Below are 20,021 nucleotides of genomic sequence, written 5' to 3'. Positions count from 1 at the left end.
AAGGTCGAAGCAAAGCGCTCCATTTGTTAAAATAAATAAGACAAAACAGATAGAAAAGGTGTTACACATGAAGTCTTATATGATTATCGGGGCCGGCATTCTCGGTGCGTCCGCGGCTTATCATCTCGCAAAGGCCGGGGCGGATGTAACGGTCATTGACCGGAAACACCCGGGGCAGGCGACTGACGCCGCGGCGGGGATCGTCTGCCCGTGGCTGTCACAGCGCCGCAATCAGGCATGGTATGCGATCGCAAAAGGCGGCGCCCGTTATTATGAACGATTGATACAGCAGCTTGAAGCTGACGGAGAAACAGAAACCGGTTATCAAAAGGTCGGAGCCGTCAGCCTCCATACGGATGAAAAAAAGCTCAGCCAAATGGAGGAAAGAGCTTATAAAAGAAGAGAGGACGCTCCTGAAATCGGTGACATTACAAGACTGGCTCCGGCAGAAACGAAGGCGCTGTTCCCCGCGCTGTCGGAGGAATACGGGGCGGTTCATGTCAGCGGCGCGGCCCGGGTGAACGGGAGGGCGCTTCGTAAGGCGCTGTTAAATGCGGCCGTTAAGCACGGAGCGGCTGTTTACAATGAAGAAGCGTCAATATTGACAGAGGACGGTGCCGTCATCGGTGTGAAAACCGCAGAACGCACGCTTACTGCCGACCAGGTTCTCGTAACGGCCGGCGCTTGGGCGAGAGAGCTGCTTGAGCCGCTCGGCATCCGTTTTTCAGTATCATACCAAAAGGCGCAGATCGTTCATTTAGAGCTTCAGGGAGAGGAGACGGGCAGCTGGCCCGTCGTCATGCCCCCAAACGATCAATACATTCTCGCCTTTGACAGCGGCAGAATCATAGCGGGTGCGACTCATGAAAACGATACCGGCATGGATTTGCGGGTGACGGCCGGCGGCCTCCGCGAGATTTTTGACAAAGCATTAACCGTGGCGCCGGGCCTTTCAGACAGTACTGTAATAGAGACAAGAGTCGGTTTCAGGCCGTTTACTCCCGGTTTTCTTCCCGTCATCGGCAAAGTGCCGAATATCAGCGGACTCCTCGTTGCCAACGGGCTGGGCGCCTCAGGACTGACGAGCGGGCCGTATCTGGGGGCTGAACTGGCGAAACTCGCGCTCGGTCAGCAGACGGAAATTGATTTAAGCCTTTATGATCCGGCCGGGGCGCTTGAATAAAAAATAGCTTTTGGCGCATTCTTATGATAGGATGGAGCTTTAATGAATAAGAGGACGTGACCCATTTTGATAAAAATAAACCTTCCTGCTCCTGATGTAACCATTACGGAACGGCAGCAGTCACCGTCGGAGAATGAACCGACGATTAAAGCGATTTACGGTTTCATTGATTTTCACCAAATTCCGAGAGACAAAGGCGGCATATTTATGTTTTATAACATTCATGATGAACTGCTGTTTGTCGGGAAAGCCCGTAAATTAAGACAAAGAATCAAAAAGCATTTTGAAGACAATGTGTCGCCTGTTAAACATCACAGGGACGAAGTGTATAAAATTGAAGTATGTGTCGTAAATGATCCGATGGAAAGGGAGATTTACGAAACGTACGCGATCAATACCCTTCAGTCGAAATACAACATTGAGAAAGTATTTTATAAATAAGAAAAACCGGAGCTTAAGGGCTCCGGTTTTCTTTATGTTTACAGTGCCAGCCACATCACGGCAATATGCACGATCAGCAGACAGTAAACGACGAGGAATAGCTGGACGACCTTTTTTCTGAATAACATGCAGATCATCATGAGCACAGGAAAAATCAGGACGCCGGCCGTTTTATTGATTGATGTATTCGGACGGTTTGACACGTCATAGTGAATGGCCATATCAGCAGGAAGAAACGGATAAAACACAATCGACAGAATAAAGGCGAGAACCACAGCTCCCCACAGCACTTTATCATTCATCAAAAACATATGAACACTCCTTTTTACATATAATATTATATTAGTTCGAAAAATCTAATTTATCAATATTTTACCTGTTGATTGGTGTATAATCATGTCAATGAAATTTCCATACGCTAGGAGGGTTTCAATTGACTGACAAGAAGCAAACCAGCATGTTTTCATTCTTTCTTTTTATCATGGCCGCCTGGATCATCGTTTTGTTTTTTACCGTCATCGCGGCACTGCCAAGCTCCGCCATCCAATTAACCAAGCATCAATCCAAAACCGTTTCCATGATTTATCCGCAAAGCTGGGGATTTTTCAGTAAAGATCCGAGAGAAGACAGCTTGAACATCTATCTTCTTGATGCCGATGAGGAGCTCAGATGGCCGAATAATTCTCTGAAAAATGTGATCGGTTTAAACCGCTACGGGCGGACGCAAGGGATAGAGCTCGGCCTTATGCTGGAAAAGCTGCCTTCCAAAGAGAAGTGGAATGACTTTTCGGCTGGTCAAGACTTTAAGGATACCACATTTCTGAAAATGAAAAATGAGTCCCCCTCCCCAAGGCTGAAAGGGAAAATGATCATTACATATGAACGCATTACCCCATGGGCATGGAGCCAGCATACCGAAACGAAAAGAACCATCAAAAAATACATCGGAGTGGATGTCAATTGATTCAGGATGCAAAAAAGCAGCTCACCTTATGGATGATGAAGAATCCGCCTTGGACAAATGTGTACGGGCTTGCCAGAAGCTTAATCGCCCTCGGCACGCTGCTGACATTGCTGTTCAATCCGGCATCTGTCTTCTTTAAAACGCAAAATCAAATGCTCAGTTTTTCCGACACGTTCAGCTTGTTTCTGCTGTTTCCCGATTTCCGTTACATTGAGATCGTCAAAGCCGTTTGTATCTGTATGTTAATCCTTGTCGTCATTGGCTGGCGGCCGCGAATCACCGGTTTTTTTCACTGGTGGATTTCGTACAGCTTCCAAAACTCCGCCGTTACCCTTGACGGAGGAGATCAGGTGGCTGCCGTTTTTACACTGCTGCTGCTCCCGCTGACGTTAACCGATCCGCGGAAATGGCACTGGTCTCCGTACGAGGCGTCTTTTGAGAAAAGGCCGCTTGAGCCTTATTACCGCTCCTTGTGCTGGGCGACGCTGACAATCATCAGAATACAGGTCGCAATGCTGTATTTTAACTCCGTCATTGCCAAACTGATGGAAGAAGAGTGGCAGAACGGAACCGCCGTTTATTACTATTTGAACGATCCGATGCTGGGTCTGCCGGATGCGCTTCACGGTCTGTTTGACTTTATCCTGCAGTCCAAGCTTGTCATCATCCCGACTTGGGGCACGCTTATTGTGCAAACCATTATGTTCTGCGCTTTGTTCGCTCCGAAAACATATTGGCGTCTGATATTGTTTATATCCATTTTTATGCACGAAATCTTTGCCGTTATGCTGGGGCTTACCTCGTTTTCCATTACGGTGGCTGGTATTTTGGTCCTGTTTTTGGTGCCGGCAGAGAAAACAGTAGCTTTGAACCATTACAATCCCCTTTTTATCAGATACAATTTTTTCAATAAAAGGAAAAGGAGGAAATTATATGGTTAAAAGCAAGAAGTCCGCAGCTGCCATGATGCTGGTGTTTGTTTTAATGGTTGCATTAGTCGGCCCGCATGCCGCGGCGAAAACTGAGCCATCCGTCTCTTATTCGGGTGAAGACATTTTTTCCGGCATCTTTTTCGGACAAGGTGAGGTCGCAAAGCTCCTTCCTGAAGTATGGGATACCAAGGCTGTCAAAAAGATTGATCAGGATGAATTAAAGCAAGTTTCCGATCAGGTGATCGCTGATATTAAAAAGTCATCGCCGGATTATTTTAAAGAGTTGAAAGCGGCGGTCTACAGCGGCGATTATGAGAAAGTGAACAGCGTCATTGATCAAGGTTCGCAGATTATGGCGAAAGTGCTGAAAGAAGAGTTTGACAAAAAGAGCATGGACAAAGGAAAATCAACGGCCATCGGCCAATGCGCAACGGCTGTATGGGTATTTTTAAACGCGGCGGCCGCCATTGAGACGATCGCTCTTGCGGTAGCGGCCATCATTTTGACAGTAGCAAGCGTTGACGAAGATTCCGACTTAGGAAAAGAGCAGCTCATCGCTAATGTCGTTGACCGCATTAACGCGCAGCACTGAGGCTGAAGAAAGAAAACGCTAAGGAAACGAACCTTAGCGTTTTTTTGATTGAAGCATCTGTTTTAAATATGCTTCTGAATCAAAGCCGAGTTCCTCGTCAGCTTCTTTTTTCAGTTCAAGCTGAAGTCGCACGTACGTGTCATATTTCGGGCTGAGCTTTTGAAGAAGATTGCTGAAAGGCGATCCCGCCTTCAGCGCGGGCAGATCAGAAGCGGATTCTCCGACCTTGATCAGGCTTTCTCTGTATTCTTCATCTGTCTGCACTCTTTTCACAAGCTGAATGATGATGTTTTTATGAGTGTCCCAAGTGGCAGGGTCTCTCTCCAAAATCCGCTCGATAAATTGGTCATGCTGGACTTTGTGCTCCTGGAGCTGAGCCGGATCCTCCTTGCCGACCAGCTGCATCATCGGGTGTTCAGCCGGAACTTCTTCCATATCATCCAATACTTTAATAAGCTCCGCCCATATCGCTTTTTTCTCATCTGTATCAATAGAAAAGTCGAGGAACGGTTCAAACAGCGCGGCGATAAATTCTCCGAAATCTCCCGGGAACAGTTTTTTCAGCTGAAGTCCCATATACTTCGGTTCATCTATTTTGACCTCGCCGATATCATGCAGAATGGAATCGACATTTTCCGCATCTTCCACGCGCTTGATCAGCATTTCAGTCAGTTTCCGTTCCTGCTCAAGCTCTTCAATCTGCCGGCTGAGCTTTTGATGCTGCTGGCGCAGTATATCATGCAGACTGCTGCCCTCTAAGAGGAACGCTTTAATATCGCTTACAGACAGTGCCAGCATTCGGAGGGCGGCAATCATTTTCAGCGTATTCACGTTCTGAGCGGAATACTCACGGTATCCGTTATCAGGGTTTTTGCTGACGGTGATTAAACCTTCCTGCTCATAATATTTGATGGCTTTTTTCGTGAGACCCGTCTGTCTGGCGGCTTCTTTTATATTCATTCTGAATCACTCCCTGCTTTTCATTCTAAACGTGTCTCTAAGGGTCAGGTCAAGAGAGGGCGGGAAATAAGACGGGTTTATTTTATATTTTAGAAATTTCAGAAAATATGATTGACAACGCACCTTTGTTGCGATTAATATAACGTTATATAATGTTATATAACGTTATATAATAAAACACTGAGGAGTGAAGGATTTGAGTCAAACTGCCGCACAAGTGAATCACAAGGTTCAGGCTTTCTTGGATGATCTGAAAGGAAAAACGATTGACCACGTCTTTTTCGTCGCTTGCGGGGGTTCTTCAGCCATTATGTATCCGAGCAAGTACGTGTTTGACAGAGAGGCGAAAGCCATCAGCTCTGATCTCTACAGTTCAAATGAATTTATTCAGCGCAATCCCGTTCAGCTCGGAGAGAACTCGCTCGTGATTTTATGTTCTCATTCAGGCAATACGCCGGAAACGGTGAAAGCCGCCGGTTTCGCCAGAAAAAAAGGTGCGCTTACGATTGCGATGACCTATGAGCCTGATTCGCCGTTAGCGAAAGAAGCCGAATATGTCGCGGTTTATGACTGGGGTGAGAACGCACAGGCGATAAATACGAATTACGGGGTTCTGTATCAAATCGTGTTCGGCGCTTTACACGTGCTGGAAAACCATCCCGCGTTTGAGCAGGCGATCGACGGACTCAATAAACTCCAGACCGTATATAACAAAGCGCTTAAACAAGAAGCGGATCACGCAAAGGCATTCGCGAAAGCCCACGAAAAAGAAGATATCATTTACACGATGGCAAGCGGTGCGAACTACGGCGTCGCTTACTCCTACAGCATCTGCATTCTCATGGAAATGCAATGGATTCATTCCCACGCCATTCATGCCGGAGAATATTTTCACGGACCGTTCGAAATCATTGATGAATCCGTTCCATTTATTATCCTGCTCGGCTTAGACGAAACAAGACCTCTTGAAGAACGGGCGCTTTCCTTCTCAAAAAGATACGGCAAAAAACTGACTGTGCTTGATGCGGCAGCATATGATTTTTCCGGAATTGACGATTCTGTAAAAGGCTATCTGGCTCCTCTCGTATTAAACCGGGTGCTCAGAAGCTATGCGGATGCGCTGGCGGAAGCAAGGAACCATCCGTTAAGCCAGCGGCGTTACATGTGGAAAGTCGAATATTAAGAACGCGCATTATATTTCACCGGACTATAATGATATATAACGTTATAGTCCGGTGACAAAGGAGGAAAAGCATCTGAAAAAGTTCATCTGCCTGTTCGTTCTGTTAGCCGTATGTCTGTCAGCCGCCGCCTGTTCAAGCCAAAGCAGTTCCTCTGACGGAAAAGTGACCCTGAAGTTTTTTCACAGGTGGCCGAAGGAGCCGGAAAAAAGCTATTTTGAAGAAGTGGTCAAAGAATTTGAAGCCGCTCATCCGGATATTCATATCCAAACGGAAGCGGTCTTAAACGATTCTTATAAAGACAAGGTGAAAGTCATGCTCGGAACAACGAGCCCCCCTGATATTTTCTTTTCATGGAGCGACCGGTTTGCTTATAAATTCATCAAAGGAGATAAAGCCCTCGATCTGTCGTCTTACTATCAGCAGGATAAAGATTGGTCCTCACAGCTTGTGCAGTCACAAATCAAACCCTTTACGCATGACGGAAAACAGTACGGTGTTCCGTGGCAAATGGACGCTAAATCATTCTTTTATAATAAGGACATTTTTCATACATTACATTTGAAGCCCCCGGCGACATGGGATGAACTGATCACAGTCTCTGAGAAATTGAAAGAGAACGGATATATTCCGATCAGTTTCGGCACAAAAGCGCCTTGGACGATTTCTCATTATATCGGGACGCTGAACCAGCGTATGGTGGATGAAAAAACGCGGGCGAAGGATTACAGCCCGGAAACCGGGGAGTTTACGGACGAAGGCTATGTCAAAGCGCTTGAAAAGCTTCAGGAACTGCTGCCGTACTTTACAAAGCACGTGAACTCCGTTGATCACGAATACGTGCGCCAGCAGTTTACAAGCGGAAAAGCGGCGATGATTTATGCGGAAACGGCAGAAATTAAGCTCGTCGAACCGGTCAATCTGGGCTTGTTTCCTTTCCCGAAAATCAGCGGCGAAAAGGGATCTCCCCGTGCACTGACCGGATCTCCGGAAGGATTTATGATTTCCTCAAAAACGAAGCACCCGAAAGAAGCCATGGAATTTCTTCAGTTTTTAACCTCGAAAAAAATGGGAGAGAAGCTGATAAAAGACGTCGGTAAATACAGCGCGGTTCAAGGAACGGCGACAGAAAACAATTCCGCCCCGATCCAGCGCGAAGCCGTGCAGGATATCGTCCGCGCCGAATCAATGGTGCCCTGGTTTGATATGGATGTTGACGTTGAAATCGCCGATGTGTATGCGGCAGGCGTTCAGCAGATGCTCGGCGGCACAATGACACCGCGCGAGGTGATGAATTCCGTGCAGAAAGCGGCGCGTCAGGTCAGAGCGTCATCTGAATAGAACAGATTTCTTTGGAGAAAGGAGATGAGGATTTCCTTGGTCAGCCGAAAACGTTTCATTCCGTATCTGTTTCTCGCGCCCGCGCTGATTTTTCTGCTGTTCGTTTACATTCCGATTATTGAGAATGTGTTTTTCAGTCTGTTTGAATGGAGCTCATTTCAACCCGAAAAGACGTTTATCGGTTTGAAAAATTATATTGACCTGTTTCACGATCCCGTGTTTTTTACAGCACTCCGCAACAATGTGCTGTATGCGGTCATATCGCTGATTTGCCAGGTTGGCGGCGGCTTAATTCTGGCGGCCGTGCTGGAAGACAGATTGGTAAGAAAATGGTCGCCGTTTTTCCGCACGGTCTTTTTTCTTCCGGTCGTTATTTCCATGACCGTCATTGCGCTGTTGTTTGATTTTATTTATAACCCGGAAATCGGTCTTTTGAATCAGCTGCTGGAAGCCGTCGGACTTGATGAACTGACCCGGGCGTGGCTGGGCGATGAAAACACCGCTATGCTGTCTGTCATTTTTGTGTCTCAATGGCAGTCTGTCGGTTACATCGCCATGCTGTACATTGTCTCGATTCAGAGCATTCCCGCTGAATTATATGAATCGGCGCAGCTGGACGGAGCCGGAAAAATCCAGCAGTTTTTTCACATTACGGTGCCGCAGACGAAAGAAATGTCGTTTGTTGCCGTGGTGATGACGCTGACCGGCGCATTTACCGTATTTAATGAACCGTATATTCTGACCGGCGGAGGGCCGGGCAATGCTTCAGAAGTGCTGAGCACATTTTTGTATAAGAGCGCTTTTACAAAGGATATGATGGGCTACGCTTCTGCGATCGCGACGGTGGTGCTTTTGATGACGCTTGCTCTGTCGCTTATTCAGATGAAATTCTTTAAGACCGGAAAGGAGGGGTAGCCGATGCTTCCTGAAAAGACGGACTTGCGTCATGCCCGTCAGGCCGTCAGAACAGGCGGAAAACCGAGAAAATGGTATGTCGGGGAAACGTCTGTGTGGCTGTTTCTCTTTATCTACCTCATTGCCGTTGCTTATCCGCTGTTATGGATGGCGGTCAGCGCCTTTAAAAGCTCGGATGAGATTTTTGAGCACAGCTGGTCGCTGCCCTCTGTCTGGCATCCCGAAAACTTCGTATCCGCATGGAACCAAGGGATTTCCGCTTATTTTATGAACAGCGTCATTGTGACCGTGCTGACTTGTCTCATCACCGTATTTGTGAGCGCCTGGGCGGCATACGGGCTGGCCCGTTTTCAATTTAAAGGAAAAGGGTTTGTGCTGATCATTTGTCTTGGCGGCTTGATGCTGACGCCGCAGGTCAGTCTTGTGCCGCTGTACTCCATTATCCAGTCATTGGGACTGTACAATACGTATTGGGCATTGATTCTTCCGTACGCCGCCTACCGTATTCCGTTTACCGTGATTCTGATCCGTTCCTATTTTTTGTCGATTTCCAAAGAGCTTGAGGAAGCTGCCTATCTGGATGGATGTACAAGTTTCGGAATATTTTTCAGAATATTCTTACCTATGGGCGTGCCGATTCTGGTGACATCAGGCATTTTGACGGCTTACCATACATGGAATGAGTTTATGTTTGCAATTATTTTTATCGATGATGAAAATTTACGGACGATTCCGGCCGGGCTGATGCAGTTCAGAGATGCGCTGCAGACGGATTGGGGCGTGCTGCTGGCCGGGCTGACGATTTCTGCTGCTCCGATCATCGCGTTGTTTTTATTGATGCAGAGATATTTTATCCGCGGCATTGCAGCGGGAAGCGTGAAAGGATAAGGAGGATGAAAAGATGAAACTGATAGCGGCCGGAGATAATGTAGTAGATTATTATCAGGATCAGGAGACGTTTTACCCAGGCGGAAATGCGTTAAACGTAGCCGTGCTTGCCCGGCGCTTAGGCCACGAAACTTCTTATATCGGGATTCTCGGCAGTGATGAAGCGGCGGATCACGTATTGAATGTGCTGAAATTGGAAAAGGTGAATGCCGATCTGATCCGCCGGGCATACGGAGAAAACGGGATGGCGGTCGTCACGCTTGATGAAAGAGGGGACAGGATATTTGCCGGATCAAATAAAGGCGGCGTGCAATCGCGTCTGACGCTCGCTTTTCAGGAGAATGACATCTCATTTATCGCCGGACATGATTTGCTGCATACGAGCGTATACAGCAGGATAGAACGTGACCTTCCGATGCTGAGCGGCCATGTGCCGATTTCCTTTGACTTCTCTGTAAAACGTGACGAAGCCTATTTAGAAGCGGTCTGTCCGTACGTGACGTATGCGTTTTTTTCCGGGAGTGATTTGAGTGAAAGTGAATGTGTGCGGCTTGCCGAAAAAGCCCGCGGTTTCGGAGCGAAAATCGTCTGTCTGACAAGGGGGGAATATGGCGCGGTGTTATCGGATGGTGAACGCGTCTATCATCAGCCGGTGGTAAGAGCTGATATAATAGATACATTGGGCGCGGGTGATTCTTTTATCGCCGGGTTTCTTACCGATTTCTTCGAGCATCAGGATATTCGGCGAGCGCTTACTGCGGCCGCCGGGACGGCTGCCAAAACATGCGGAGGGTTCGGAGCGTTCGGTTACGGGCATCCCTACAGGCCGGGCGGCGGGAAAAGCAGTGAAAAAACGAGAATACGATAAGCATTGTCTCGTTTTTTATACTTGTTACGCATAGGGACTGTTAATGGTAAACGTGACGCGGTCGGTATGCATTACAAACAGCGAGCTGTATATCGGCTGGTCTTTTGACATAAAAGCGGTTTTGTCAATTTCAAAAAGCGCATCCCCGATATCACAAGCCAGATAGCGGCTTTCTTCCTGCTTGGCGTATACGACATTTAACAGCTTCGTATTATGGGTGGGCACCACCTGATAGTGCTGTTTCAAAATGTCATGCATCGACACGCCGCCTTTAATATGCTTGCCGATGTCGGGAAATAAACTGAGCGGATAGTGGGCGATTTCGAATGAGAGCGGCTGGTCGTCGTGAAATAAAATGCGTTTTAATTCAAGAACGGGACTTTCGGAATCGACGCGAAGTTTTTGGGCGATGGATTTAGGCGCTTCAATGATTTCATGAGAAAGGATCTGGTGTTTCGGTTTTTTCCCCGTTGATTCCATAAATTCAGAGTAGCCGTTGACCGCGATGAGCTCCCGCTTCAGTTTAGGGCTTTTAACGAACGTTCCCTTTCCCTGCTGCCGGACGAGCCAGCCTTCTTCCACAAGATCAAGGATGGCCTTCCTGACCGTTATGCGGCTCACGTTGTACGTTTCGCACAGCTCATTTTCAGTCGGCAGTTTTACGGACGGCGAATAAACGCCCTTCTTGATATCGTCCGCGATAATTTGTTTCAGCTGAATATATAAAGGTTTCGAGCTCCCGTTATTTAACAATGGGACGGACCTCCTTTGTCAAGTAGTAGTACTATTATATGTATTATGACGTTATAATACAAATTTGCTTTTCATTTATGAATCTGTCAGAAACCCCGAACATTTTTAACATAACAGAAAGATGTGGCGGTTTCCAGTATTGGAGGAGGTTTCGAATGGCATCATTAACATTTGACCATATCAAAAAAACATACGGCGCCCAATCGGCGGCAGTGAAGGATTTTCACTTAGATGTAAAAGATGAGGAGCTGCTGGTGCTTGTCGGTCCCTCCGGCTGCGGCAAATCTACGACACTCAGAATGATTGCCGGACTGGAGAGCATTTCTGAGGGGAAGCTTTATATCGACGGAGACGCGGTAAACGATCTGCCCCCGAAGGATCGTGATATCGCGATGGTTTTTCAGAATTACGCGCTGTATCCCCACATGACGGTGTTTGACAATATGGCGTTCGGTTTGAAGCTCAGAAAGCTGCCGAAAAAAGAAATCGCAGAGCGAGTCCGGACGGCCGCTGATATTTTGGAAATCGGGCATCTGCTCAAGCGGAAACCGAAGGCTCTCTCAGGCGGGCAGCGGCAGCGGGTTGCGCTCGGCCGGTCGATCGTGCGGGAGCCGAAAGTGTTTCTGATGGACGAGCCGCTTTCCAACTTAGATGCGAAATTGCGAGTGACGATGCGCGCCGAAATCAGCAAGCTCCATCAGCGTTTGAAAGCGACCATCGTTTATGTGACGCATGATCAGACGGAAGCGATGACAATGGGCGACCGGATTGTCGTGATGAATGAAGGAGATATTCAGCAGGCCGCAAGCCCCCATGAGATTTATCATTATCCGGCGAATATGTTTGTGGCGGGTTTTATCGGTTCTCCGAGTATGAATTTTATAAAAGGCCTCATTGAAGAAAGTCACGGGCAATGGTATTTTGCCGGTTCGTCCGTTCGTCTGCCCATTCCGAAAGAAAAAGCGGCCGTTCTTGTGCAGAAAGGATACAGCGGTAAGGAGATGATTGCGGGGCTGCGTCCGGAGCATTTGACGCTTGCCGGACAATCAGAGCACCCGCCTGAAGCGGTGTGCCGCGCTGTGGCGGAAGTATGTGAAAACTTAGGCGCGGAGATGTACGTTCATGCGGTGAGCGGAGGTGACCGCATGACGATCCGTCTTGACGGCGCTTCACAGGTGAAACCCGGCGATGCCATTCTGCTTGCGGTCAATATGAACCGGGCCGTCTTTTTTGATGCCGACACTAAAAACGCCGTATATTGAAAAAGGGAGCCTGATGATCGGGGCTCCCTTATCACTTCTTATGATACGATTACCAGATTTCGTCCGCCCATTCCGGATGGTCGATAAACGGATTGCGGTTATGCTGATAGTCTTCGTAAATGATTTCGTTCCGCCGTTTTTCCTTACTGTCGACGGGGTCTTGTTGATTCCATTTGAGCAAAACGGACAGTTTTCCCATGTAAGGAGCTGAGCCGTTTCCGGTTTTATCATTCAGCTCAAGGTCGGGATACCCGTCTTCTCCTTCATAACGCACCGCCATGTAAAACAGCATGCGGGCGACATCTCCTTTGACCTCATCGTGCGGCTCCCAGGAATCACCGTCGTAATAATTGCCCGGCGCTTTCGGGTATTCTGAGCCGCCGTTATCAAAATCCATGTTTCCTCTGGCACTGTTCACCTGGACGTCTGCAGGGCGCAGATGATGAATGTCCGTCCCGGGGCCGGCAGCTGTTCCGAAGTTTCCGTGTGACTTTGCCCACACGTGTTCGCGGTTCCAGTCCCCGACGCTGCCGCCGTTTTTACTTTTGGCCCGTGATTCCTGGGTGTAGAGCAAGATGACATTGTTCGGATTTGCCGGATCTTCGTCAGTTTCCTTCAATGCATTCCAGACTTGGCTGTAAGACAGCTTTGTATGTCCGCTGATGATGCGGTGCAGGGCGCTCTTTAAGGCCGTTCCGCTTTTTCCGGAAGCTTCTTTGTAATATGTGTCCGTATCCGCAGACGGAGTGATGACAGCTGAGGCAGTTTGCGGAAAAAGAGTTGTGCCGCCGGCAGTTGAAACCGCCATCCGGCTGTACAGATTCGTGTCAGCCGGCGCGCCTGCAGAGGCTGACGGCGCGGCCCATCCAAAAATGAAAAACAGGCAGACAATCGGCAGAAACCAAAGTTTTTTTGTCATGACTTGCCCTCCTTTACCTCTATTATCCAAAAAATAAATCCAATATTCTATCTTTTTTGAAAAATGGTTCCTTCGGCTTATTGGCCAAAGTATCCGGAAAATCATTGATTTTTTGGAAGATATGATAATGAACTCGTTATGCGCTCCTTCTATAATGAAGATCATCTTGTCAGTTTTTCAGTTTAAAAGGAGGGCGTGTATGGAACATCAGCAGCTTTCGGCGGCGAATATCGGGATTTCCGATGACATACAATGGCTGTCTCAATTCGGCGCTTCCGCTTCCGGCGGAGTGACGAGGCTTTTATATACGAAAGAATGGATGGACGCCCAGCTTGCCGTCAAAAAGAAAATGGAGGCGTTCGGGCTGGAAACGGCATTTGACGATGTCGGTAACGTGTTCGGCCGTCTGAGCGGCACAGAATCGCCTGATGAGGTGATTCTGACCGGGTCGCATATTGACACCGTTATTGACGGCGGCAAATATGACGGAGCGTTCGGCGTGCTGGCGGGCATGCTGGCGATCCGGCATTTGCATGAGACGTGCGGGCGTCCGAAAAAAACGCTGGAAGCTGTGTCGCTCTGTGAAGAGGAAGGGAGCCGTTTTCCCATCACCTATTGGGGCTCAGGCAATATCACCGGTGCTTTCTCACTTTCAGATGCGGAAACGCCGAAAGACGCGTCCGGCATTTCTCTGAAAGAAGCCATGCGGCATAACGGCTTCGGTGCAGGCCGTTATCCGGCGCCGCTGCGCACTGATATTAGTGCCTTTCTGGAAATTCATATAGAACAGGGGCAAACGCTTGAACGATCGGGAAAGGATATCGGGATTGTCACCGGGATTGCCGGACAGAGACGCTATACCGTTACGCTTGACGGTGAATGCAACCATGCGGGGACCACTTCAATGAAATGGCGGAAAGATCCGCTCGCGGCGGGAAGCAGCATCATCCATGAACTGATGCTTTCAGCGGAAAGACAGCCGGAAGAGCTCCGCCTGACGTGCGGGAAAATGACGGTTGAGCCGAATATGGCGAATGTCATTCCGGGCCGTATCCAGTTTTCCGTTGATATTCGCCACCGGCAGGAAGACGTGCTGGCAGCCTTCCATCAGAAACTGGTATCGATTGTTGAAAACATCAGCCGCAGCAAAGGAGTCAGACCCTTTATTGATGAATATATGAGGATAGAGCCGGTTCAAATGGATCAGAAACTGACGCGAACCGCAGCAGAGGCTGCAAAAGAGCAGGGGGCGGACCCGGAGAAGATCGTAAGCGGAGCGGGACATGACGCCCAGATGCTCGGCAAAACCTTTCCGGCCTGCATGCTGTTTGTGCCGAGCCGTGGCGGGATCAGCCACTCGCCGCTTGAATTCACACCCGCACATCAGCTTGAAACCGGCGTCCTTACGCTGGCGAATGTATTACATAAACTTGCCTATTAACGTAAAGGGGGAATCGGCGTGCCGACCAGAAAAGAATTGTGCATTCCGCAAAGAACGATTATGACACCGGGACCGACAGAAGCTGAACCGAGAGTGCTGAGGGCGATGGGCGCTCCGATCATCGGCCAGTTTGATCCGGCATTTACCGGCATCATGAACGAAACGATGCAAATGCTCCGTGAATTGTTTCAAACGGAAAACCGCTGGGCCTATCCGATTGACGGTACATCAAGAGCGGGGATTGAGGCTGTTCTCGCAAGTGTGATAGAACCGGGCGACAGCGTGCTCGTTCCGATATACGGACGCTTCGGATACCTGCTGACTGAAATCGCCGAGCGATACGGAGCGGACGTTCATATGATCGAGTGTGAATGGGGAACGGTCTTCCGGCCTGACGAGATTATCAGCGAGATGAAAAAGATTTCCCCGAAAATCGTCGCTATGGTGCACGGAGAAACATCAACGGGGCGGATTCACCCGCTGAAAGAAATCGGGGAAGCGTGCCGCGCCCAAGACGCACTCTTTATCGTGGATGCCGTGGCCACGATCGGAGGTTGCGCCGTAAAAACGGATGAATGGAAGATTGACGCAGTCATCGGGGGAACGCAAAAATGCCTATCGGTCCCTTCCGGAATGGCGCCGATTACTTATAATGACCGGACGGCAGCTGTCATTGCCGCGCGTAAAAAGGTAGAACGGGGCATTGCGACGGCGGCTGACGGTAACATGCTGTCCGGTCATCGGCCGATTACGAGCAACTATTTTGATCTGAGCCAGCTCGAAGATTATTGGAGTGAAAGAAGGCTGAATCACCATACAGAAGCGACAGCAATGCTTTATGCGCTGCGGGAGGGTGTGCGTCTTGTCCTGGAAGAAGGACTTGAAGAACGGTTCCGCAGACATCGGCGTCACGAAAAAGCGCTTACGGCGGGACTTGCAGCGATGGGCCTTGATTTATTCGGCGATCCGGAGGCGAAGCTGCCTGTCGTCACATGTGTGCAGATTCCGCCGGAAGCAGACGGCGAATCGATCAGAAGTATGCTTTTGTCTCAATTCGGAATTGAAATCGCCAGCTCATTCGGTCCGCTGCAGGGGAAAATTTGGCGAATCGGAACGATGGGCTACAGCTGCAGAAAGGAAAATGTGCTGTTTGTGCTAGCCGGACTTGAAGCGGTTCTGATCAGACACGGAGTTGCCGTTAAAGCTGGGGAAGCGCTGCAGGCGGCCCTTAACATATATGATCTGCCGGCTGAAACCGGTGTGCTGTCATGAGACTTGAAAACGAGATTGAAATCATCTGGACTTTTTTCCCTTTTGCCCGTTATACTGAATGGTATAAAAAATGACAAATATGGAATGATCATCTGTTTGTCTGGGGAGAAGGTAAGAAATCATGGCGTACATAGGCCGATTGTCAATTTTAATGCTGAATATGTTTATTGCGATGCTTGGAATCGGATTGATTATTCCGATTATGCCCACCTATATTACCGAATTCGGAGCGACGGGCAGCACGATGGGTCTGCTTGTTGCGGCGGCGGGGCTTACACAGCTTTTATTTGCGCCTATTGCCGGGGAAATAACCGACAAATACGGACGGCGGAAACTGATTATTTTCGGCATCGCCGCCTTTGCCGTGTCACAATTGATCTTCGCTTTTGCCGGAAGCCTGTGGCAACTGTTCGCATCCCGGCTTTTGGGCGGAATGGGCGCGGCGTTTTTAATGCCGTCAATGTTCGCTTACATAGCGGATATTACGACCGAAGAAGAACGCGGGAAAGGAATGGGGCTGTTCAGCGCGGCGATGACGCTCGGTGTCGTCATCGGGCCCGGTGTCGGAGGCTATTTGGTTCATTACGGCATGTCTGTGCCGTTCATCGTGTCCGCAAGTCTCGCCTGCTTTTCAACGGTGCTTTCATTTTTCTTTCTGCCCGAAACGCTGGGGCGTGAAAAGCAGCTGGAAGCCCGGGCTAAAACGGAAAAACGTGAGCATCTGTTTAAGCAAATGTCACGCGCGCTCAAATCGCCGTTCGCGTTTATGCTGATTCTGGTTTTTGTGCTGAACTTCGGAATTATGAACTTTGAATCGGTTTTCGGCCTTTACGTTGACCATAAACACGGATTTAAAGCCTCTGATATTGCCTTTATTATTACGGCTGCGGGTCTCATCGGCGTGTTTGTGCAGGCGGTCGGCGTCAGTTATCTCGTCCGCAGGTTCGGGGAAAAACGCGTCATTAACGTGACGTTGATCGGGGCGGCTGCAGGACTTGTGTGGTGCCGGTTTGCTGGTTCATATTGGACTGTTTTTGCCGCGGCAATCTTTTTTCTGACGCTGACATCGCTGCTCCGGCCGGCGGTTAATACGATGCTGTCGAAGCTTGCCGGTGACCAGCAGGGGTTTGCCGGAGGGATGAATACCTCATTCATCAGCTTAGCGAATATCGCCGGACCGTCTGCTGCCGGTTTTCTCTTTGATGTAAATATGGAATTTCCGTATATGCTGGGAGCGGCCATTCTCGCCATCAGTTTTCTGGCCGCGCTTGGCTGGGGCAAAAAGACACAGACCCGGCCGTTCACGCAGCAAGGATAAGAATCAAAAGCCTCCGGGTATCCGGAGGCTTTTTGCTATCTCATAGGGAGGAAAAAAATGAATAGACTTAAAACCCTGTTTATTTTCATTTGCATACTGATCGTCACAACCTCTTGCGGTCTCATCCCAACTGGGAATGAAAAAGAGGAAAGAAGCAGCAATCAAAAGACTGTATTAAAGGATATTGACAATGCAAAATTTATTGTTGGTTTTTCTAACACTTTAGATAGGGGAAGTGAGATTGGGGTTTACAGTGAAGATGGTACTAAAATGGATAGCTTGGAATTGAAAGATGGTATAAATTTTACGATGTCTTCACATAACAAAAACGATACGTACTTCTCATCAAATAGAAGCAATAATCACTTGATGATAGACAATAAAACCGGAACAATAAACACAATAAATGAAAAGAGTTTGTCAAAAACAACTGAGGATGAAGGTGCTTTCTTTATAAATAGTTCTGACGGTTATATCATCCATGACATTAACGTTGGATATACAGACAAAGGGCTGGAGAGTGAATTGGTATATTGGAAGGAAAACAGCCGAAAAAACAAGAAACAAATAAAGCTTGACGGAGAACTTGGATCAGCAATCGTCGCTAAAAATAAAATTTATGTCATTTCAAGTGATGAAGAAAGTATGTCCATCCTTTCAATTAACCCAGAGACAAATAAGCAAGAGAACAAGGCATCCATACCGAATAAAGGGATATACTTCATGGATGAAAAGGATGCGTTCCAAGCTCTAGATGAAAATACATTTGTACTGGCAGTTAATGATAACGTGAATGAGAAAGAGAATTCTAAGCTCATATTAATAGACAAAGAGACGCTAAAGGTAAAAAAAGAAGTCGAGATGGAGAAAGGGTTTCATCCTGCAAAATTGAAAATAGTAAAAGATAAAGTCTTAGCCGTTTCTTTTGATGGGAAGCTGCAGATATTTGATAAAAAAATGGTTAAGAAAAACTCTTTCAATTTTTATGCGGGGGATGATAACAAATTAATGAATGATGTTCAATTCACTGATAGAGAGATGTATGTTTTAATCAAAAACTTTGATATCCAGCGCGATAACAAGCTTGGAGACATCACGTCTTATGATTTGAAATCAGGCAAAAAGGTAAAAACAATCCCGCTAAAAGCAAACAAAGAGTGGGAAATTGCACGTTTTGAAATTTTAAAATAAGTTTAGGTGATTAGATCAGCTCCAGTTCATTCTGCATATATTTACTCATCATTACCGGGAGATTCCAGCATGGTTCAGTGTACGCTGTATAGGACAATAAGGATCATTGAAGGGATGGATTGACATGAATAGTATTAGGTACATATTGTATTTTGTGATTTCTTTCGTTTTACAGCTTCTCTGGTTCTTCTTAGTAAAAGAAAATTCTAATGCAACTATACTGGACATGTTGATGATGTCTCTATTATTCACATTATTTATGTTCATCTTAGATAAATTTCTCAAAAAAAAGCAGGCTGCATAAGGCCTGCTTTTTTTGTTGTAGACTTAAAACTCAAACTAAGATTTATGATCAAGACGAATGAAATTTTGCGGTTTTATTGCGGACATACATAATTTTGGAAATGTTAGAATATGATATAAAAGGAGGAGTGGCCTTGTGAGTTCTGTTTTACCATCATCGGAGGTTGGCGTTAAGATTAATGAATGGTACAAAATGATACGTCAGTTCAGTGTTCCGGATGCGGAGATTTTGAAAGCGGAAGTGGAACAAGAAATCAATGAGATGGAAGAAGACGAGTATCTACTGATTTACTACACCCTCATGAAATTCCGCCATCAGCTTATGCTGGATTATTTAGAACCGGTGACTACCCGCGTGAGACCGACAATTGACGAGCTGCTGGAAAAAATCGAAGCATCAAATAAAGGAATTTCCGGCCTGCTGTTCTATTATTCTTTATTTTTCCGCGGCATGTATGAATTTGATCAAAAGCAGTATGTAAAGGCGATCGGCTTTTATAAAGAGGCTGAAAAACAACTCGTTCATGTGCATGATGAAATTGAGAGAGCGGAGTTTCATTTTAAACTGGCTGAAGCATATTACGGTATGAAACAAAGCCACGTCTCCATGCATCACGTAAAGCAAGCGCTCGATATTTACGATCAGTATGAGTTGTATAAGGTCAGGAAAATTCAATGTCTATTTGTCATATCAGGGAACTATGTAGACTTTAAACGTTATGAAAAAAGCTTGCCGCATTTAGAAAAAGCTTTAGAGTTGTCGAAACAAGTAAACAATAATGAAAGGCTGCTCAGTTCTGCTTATTACAACATAGGAAAGAATTACGGAGACTTAGAAGAATACAATAAAGCTGAAATCTACTTAAAAAAAGCAGCGGAGATATCTGAGAAGTATAAATTGGGTAACCTTCCGCATTCCTTGTTTACATACGCAAAGCTTCTATTTAAACAAGGGAAAACAAGCGAGGCGATTCAAATCAGCAAAAAGGGACTTTCATCAGCGATATTTCAAGGAGATAAGCTGTTTGAATCTCTGCAAAAATATTTGGAGGCTTTATATATTAATGCAATAGACCAAATGGGAATCAAAAAAACAATTGATTACCTTGAGAAAAATAAAAACTATTCGTATGTAGAAGATATTGCTCTTGATACGGCTGCTGTTTATGCAGAGTCAAAGCAATATGACAAATCTTATTTTTATCATCAAAAAATGATTCAAACGCAAAAACAAATTCAGAGGGGAGAATGCCTGTATGAATTTTAGAAAAGGCGTATTTATCATTGTGTCGGCTGT

The 20,021-nt window shown here is 47.1% G+C and carries 20 protein-coding genes and 1 pseudogene; 17 read left to right on the top strand and 4 right to left on the bottom strand.

The genetic code is table 11. The annotated features are described in order from the left end of the window. The first annotated feature begins 67 nt into the window (after positions 1-67). The gene (locus tag U2H13_RS15695; RefSeq protein ID WP_376700531.1) at positions 68-1,183 is read left to right on the top strand and encodes an NAD(P)/FAD-dependent oxidoreductase; all 1,116 of its coding nucleotides are present in this window, start codon (positions 68-70) and stop codon (positions 1,181-1,183) included. A gap of 66 nt (positions 1,184-1,249) precedes the next feature. After that, on the top strand, positions 1,250-1,624 hold the full coding sequence (locus tag U2H13_RS15690) for a nucleotide excision repair endonuclease (RefSeq protein WP_110124339.1): 375 nt from the start codon (positions 1,250-1,252) through the stop codon (positions 1,622-1,624). A 38-nt stretch (positions 1,625-1,662) separates the two neighbouring features. Here U2H13_RS15690 and U2H13_RS15685 read toward each other — a convergent pair whose 3' ends face one another. Continuing rightward, a complete protein-coding gene (locus U2H13_RS15685) occupies positions 1,663-1,935 on the bottom strand; it encodes a DUF1648 domain-containing protein (RefSeq protein WP_007410095.1) in 273 nt (90 codons plus the stop codon). Between the two features lie 122 nt (positions 1,936-2,057). Here U2H13_RS15685 and U2H13_RS15680 point away from each other — a divergent pair, with 122 nt between their 5' ends. The 3 genes and pseudogenes from U2H13_RS15680 (at position 2,058) to U2H13_RS15670 (ending at position 4,112) form a co-directional block, all read left to right on the top strand. After that, the gene (locus U2H13_RS15680; protein WP_017418969.1) at positions 2,058-2,588 is read left to right on the top strand and encodes an SdpA family antimicrobial peptide system protein; all 531 of its coding nucleotides are present in this window, start codon (positions 2,058-2,060) and stop codon (positions 2,586-2,588) included. Positions 2,589-2,620: 32 nt separating this feature from the next. Beyond that, positions 2,621-3,437 (top strand): annotated as a pseudogene (locus U2H13_RS15675) (sporulation-delaying protein SdpB family protein); the annotation flags it as partial. An 84-nt stretch (positions 3,438-3,521) separates the two neighbouring features. Further along, on the top strand, positions 3,522-4,112 hold the full coding sequence (locus U2H13_RS15670; protein WP_007410098.1) for a sporulation delaying protein family toxin: 591 nt from the start codon (positions 3,522-3,524) through the stop codon (positions 4,110-4,112). Positions 4,113-4,145: 33 nt separating this feature from the next. Here the strand turns inward: U2H13_RS15670 and U2H13_RS15665 are convergent, their stop codons facing one another. Next, positions 4,146-5,072, bottom strand: a complete 927-nt coding sequence (locus U2H13_RS15665; protein WP_094296270.1) for a MerR family transcriptional regulator — start codon at positions 5,070-5,072, stop codon at positions 4,146-4,148. A gap of 196 nt (positions 5,073-5,268) precedes the next feature. On the opposite strand from U2H13_RS15665, the gene U2H13_RS15660 reads away from it, so the two are divergent. The 5 genes from U2H13_RS15660 to U2H13_RS15640 all read left to right on the top strand — a co-directional run bounded on the left by U2H13_RS15660 (position 5,269) and on the right by U2H13_RS15640 (position 10,265). Next, positions 5,269-6,255, top strand: coding sequence for an SIS domain-containing protein (locus U2H13_RS15660; RefSeq protein ID WP_021493996.1), 987 nt, complete (start codon positions 5,269-5,271; stop codon positions 6,253-6,255). A gap of 73 nt (positions 6,256-6,328) precedes the next feature. Beyond that, complete coding sequence (locus U2H13_RS15655; protein ID WP_376700812.1) at positions 6,329-7,594, top strand: ABC transporter substrate-binding protein; 1,266 nt, start codon at positions 6,329-6,331, stop codon at positions 7,592-7,594. A 24-nt stretch (positions 7,595-7,618) separates the two neighbouring features. Continuing rightward, positions 7,619-8,509 (top strand): carbohydrate ABC transporter permease, encoded by an 891-nt coding sequence (locus tag U2H13_RS15650; protein WP_376700530.1) that lies wholly within the window; start codon positions 7,619-7,621, stop codon positions 8,507-8,509. 3 nt (positions 8,510-8,512) lie between these two features. Beyond that, positions 8,513-9,397: a carbohydrate ABC transporter permease gene (locus U2H13_RS15645; protein ID WP_376700529.1), complete on the top strand. Its 885-nt coding sequence runs from the start codon at positions 8,513-8,515 to the stop codon at positions 9,395-9,397. A gap of 13 nt (positions 9,398-9,410) precedes the next feature. Continuing rightward, entirely contained in the window at positions 9,411-10,265 is an 855-nt protein-coding gene (locus U2H13_RS15640) for a PfkB family carbohydrate kinase (RefSeq protein ID WP_007613586.1), read from the top strand. A 24-nt stretch (positions 10,266-10,289) separates the two neighbouring features. Here the strand turns inward: U2H13_RS15640 and U2H13_RS15635 are convergent, their stop codons facing one another. Further along, positions 10,290-11,018: a GntR family transcriptional regulator gene (locus U2H13_RS15635; RefSeq protein ID WP_014418812.1), complete on the bottom strand. Its 729-nt coding sequence runs from the start codon at positions 11,016-11,018 to the stop codon at positions 10,290-10,292. Positions 11,019-11,173: 155 nt separating this feature from the next. Here U2H13_RS15635 and U2H13_RS15630 point away from each other — a divergent pair, with 155 nt between their 5' ends. Beyond that, complete coding sequence (locus tag U2H13_RS15630) at positions 11,174-12,280, top strand: ABC transporter ATP-binding protein (RefSeq protein ID WP_094296269.1); 1,107 nt, start codon at positions 11,174-11,176, stop codon at positions 12,278-12,280. Positions 12,281-12,329: 49 nt separating this feature from the next. Here the strand turns inward: U2H13_RS15630 and U2H13_RS15625 are convergent, their stop codons facing one another. Next, entirely contained in the window at positions 12,330-13,199 is an 870-nt protein-coding gene (locus U2H13_RS15625) for an endonuclease I family protein (protein WP_015240523.1), read from the bottom strand. A gap of 199 nt (positions 13,200-13,398) precedes the next feature. On the opposite strand from U2H13_RS15625, the gene allC reads away from it, so the two are divergent. From allC to U2H13_RS15595, 6 genes are all read left to right on the top strand, one after another. Next, on the top strand, positions 13,399-14,640 hold the full coding sequence (allC, locus tag U2H13_RS15620; protein WP_094296268.1) for an allantoate deiminase: 1,242 nt from the start codon (positions 13,399-13,401) through the stop codon (positions 14,638-14,640). A 60-nt stretch (positions 14,641-14,700) separates the two neighbouring features. Beyond that, entirely contained in the window at positions 14,701-15,912 is a 1,212-nt protein-coding gene (locus U2H13_RS15615; protein ID WP_206695517.1) for an alanine--glyoxylate aminotransferase family protein, read from the top strand. Positions 15,913-16,033: 121 nt separating this feature from the next. After that, a complete protein-coding gene (locus U2H13_RS15610) occupies positions 16,034-17,230 on the top strand; it encodes a tetracycline resistance MFS efflux pump (protein ID WP_017418981.1) in 1,197 nt (398 codons plus the stop codon). A 57-nt stretch (positions 17,231-17,287) separates the two neighbouring features. Beyond that, on the top strand, positions 17,288-18,421 hold the full coding sequence (locus U2H13_RS15605; RefSeq protein ID WP_376700528.1) for a hypothetical protein: 1,134 nt from the start codon (positions 17,288-17,290) through the stop codon (positions 18,419-18,421). Positions 18,422-18,545: 124 nt separating this feature from the next. Further along, positions 18,546-18,725 carry a hypothetical protein gene (locus tag U2H13_RS15600; RefSeq protein WP_021493988.1) on the top strand — a complete coding sequence of 60 codons (180 nt, stop codon included), beginning with the start codon at positions 18,546-18,548 and terminating at the stop codon, positions 18,723-18,725. Positions 18,726-18,860: 135 nt separating this feature from the next. Then, positions 18,861-19,991, top strand: coding sequence for a tetratricopeptide repeat protein (locus U2H13_RS15595; protein ID WP_110124335.1), 1,131 nt, complete (start codon positions 18,861-18,863; stop codon positions 19,989-19,991). Positions 19,992-20,021: the final 30 nt, after the last annotated feature.

It is taken from the genome of Bacillus sp. A1 (assembly GCF_042296235.1).
Lineage (GTDB): Bacteria > Bacillota > Bacilli > Bacillales > Bacillaceae > Bacillus > Bacillus velezensis.
Note: the sequence above shows the minus strand (reverse complement) of the source record. Positions and strands in the feature narration are given on the sequence as shown.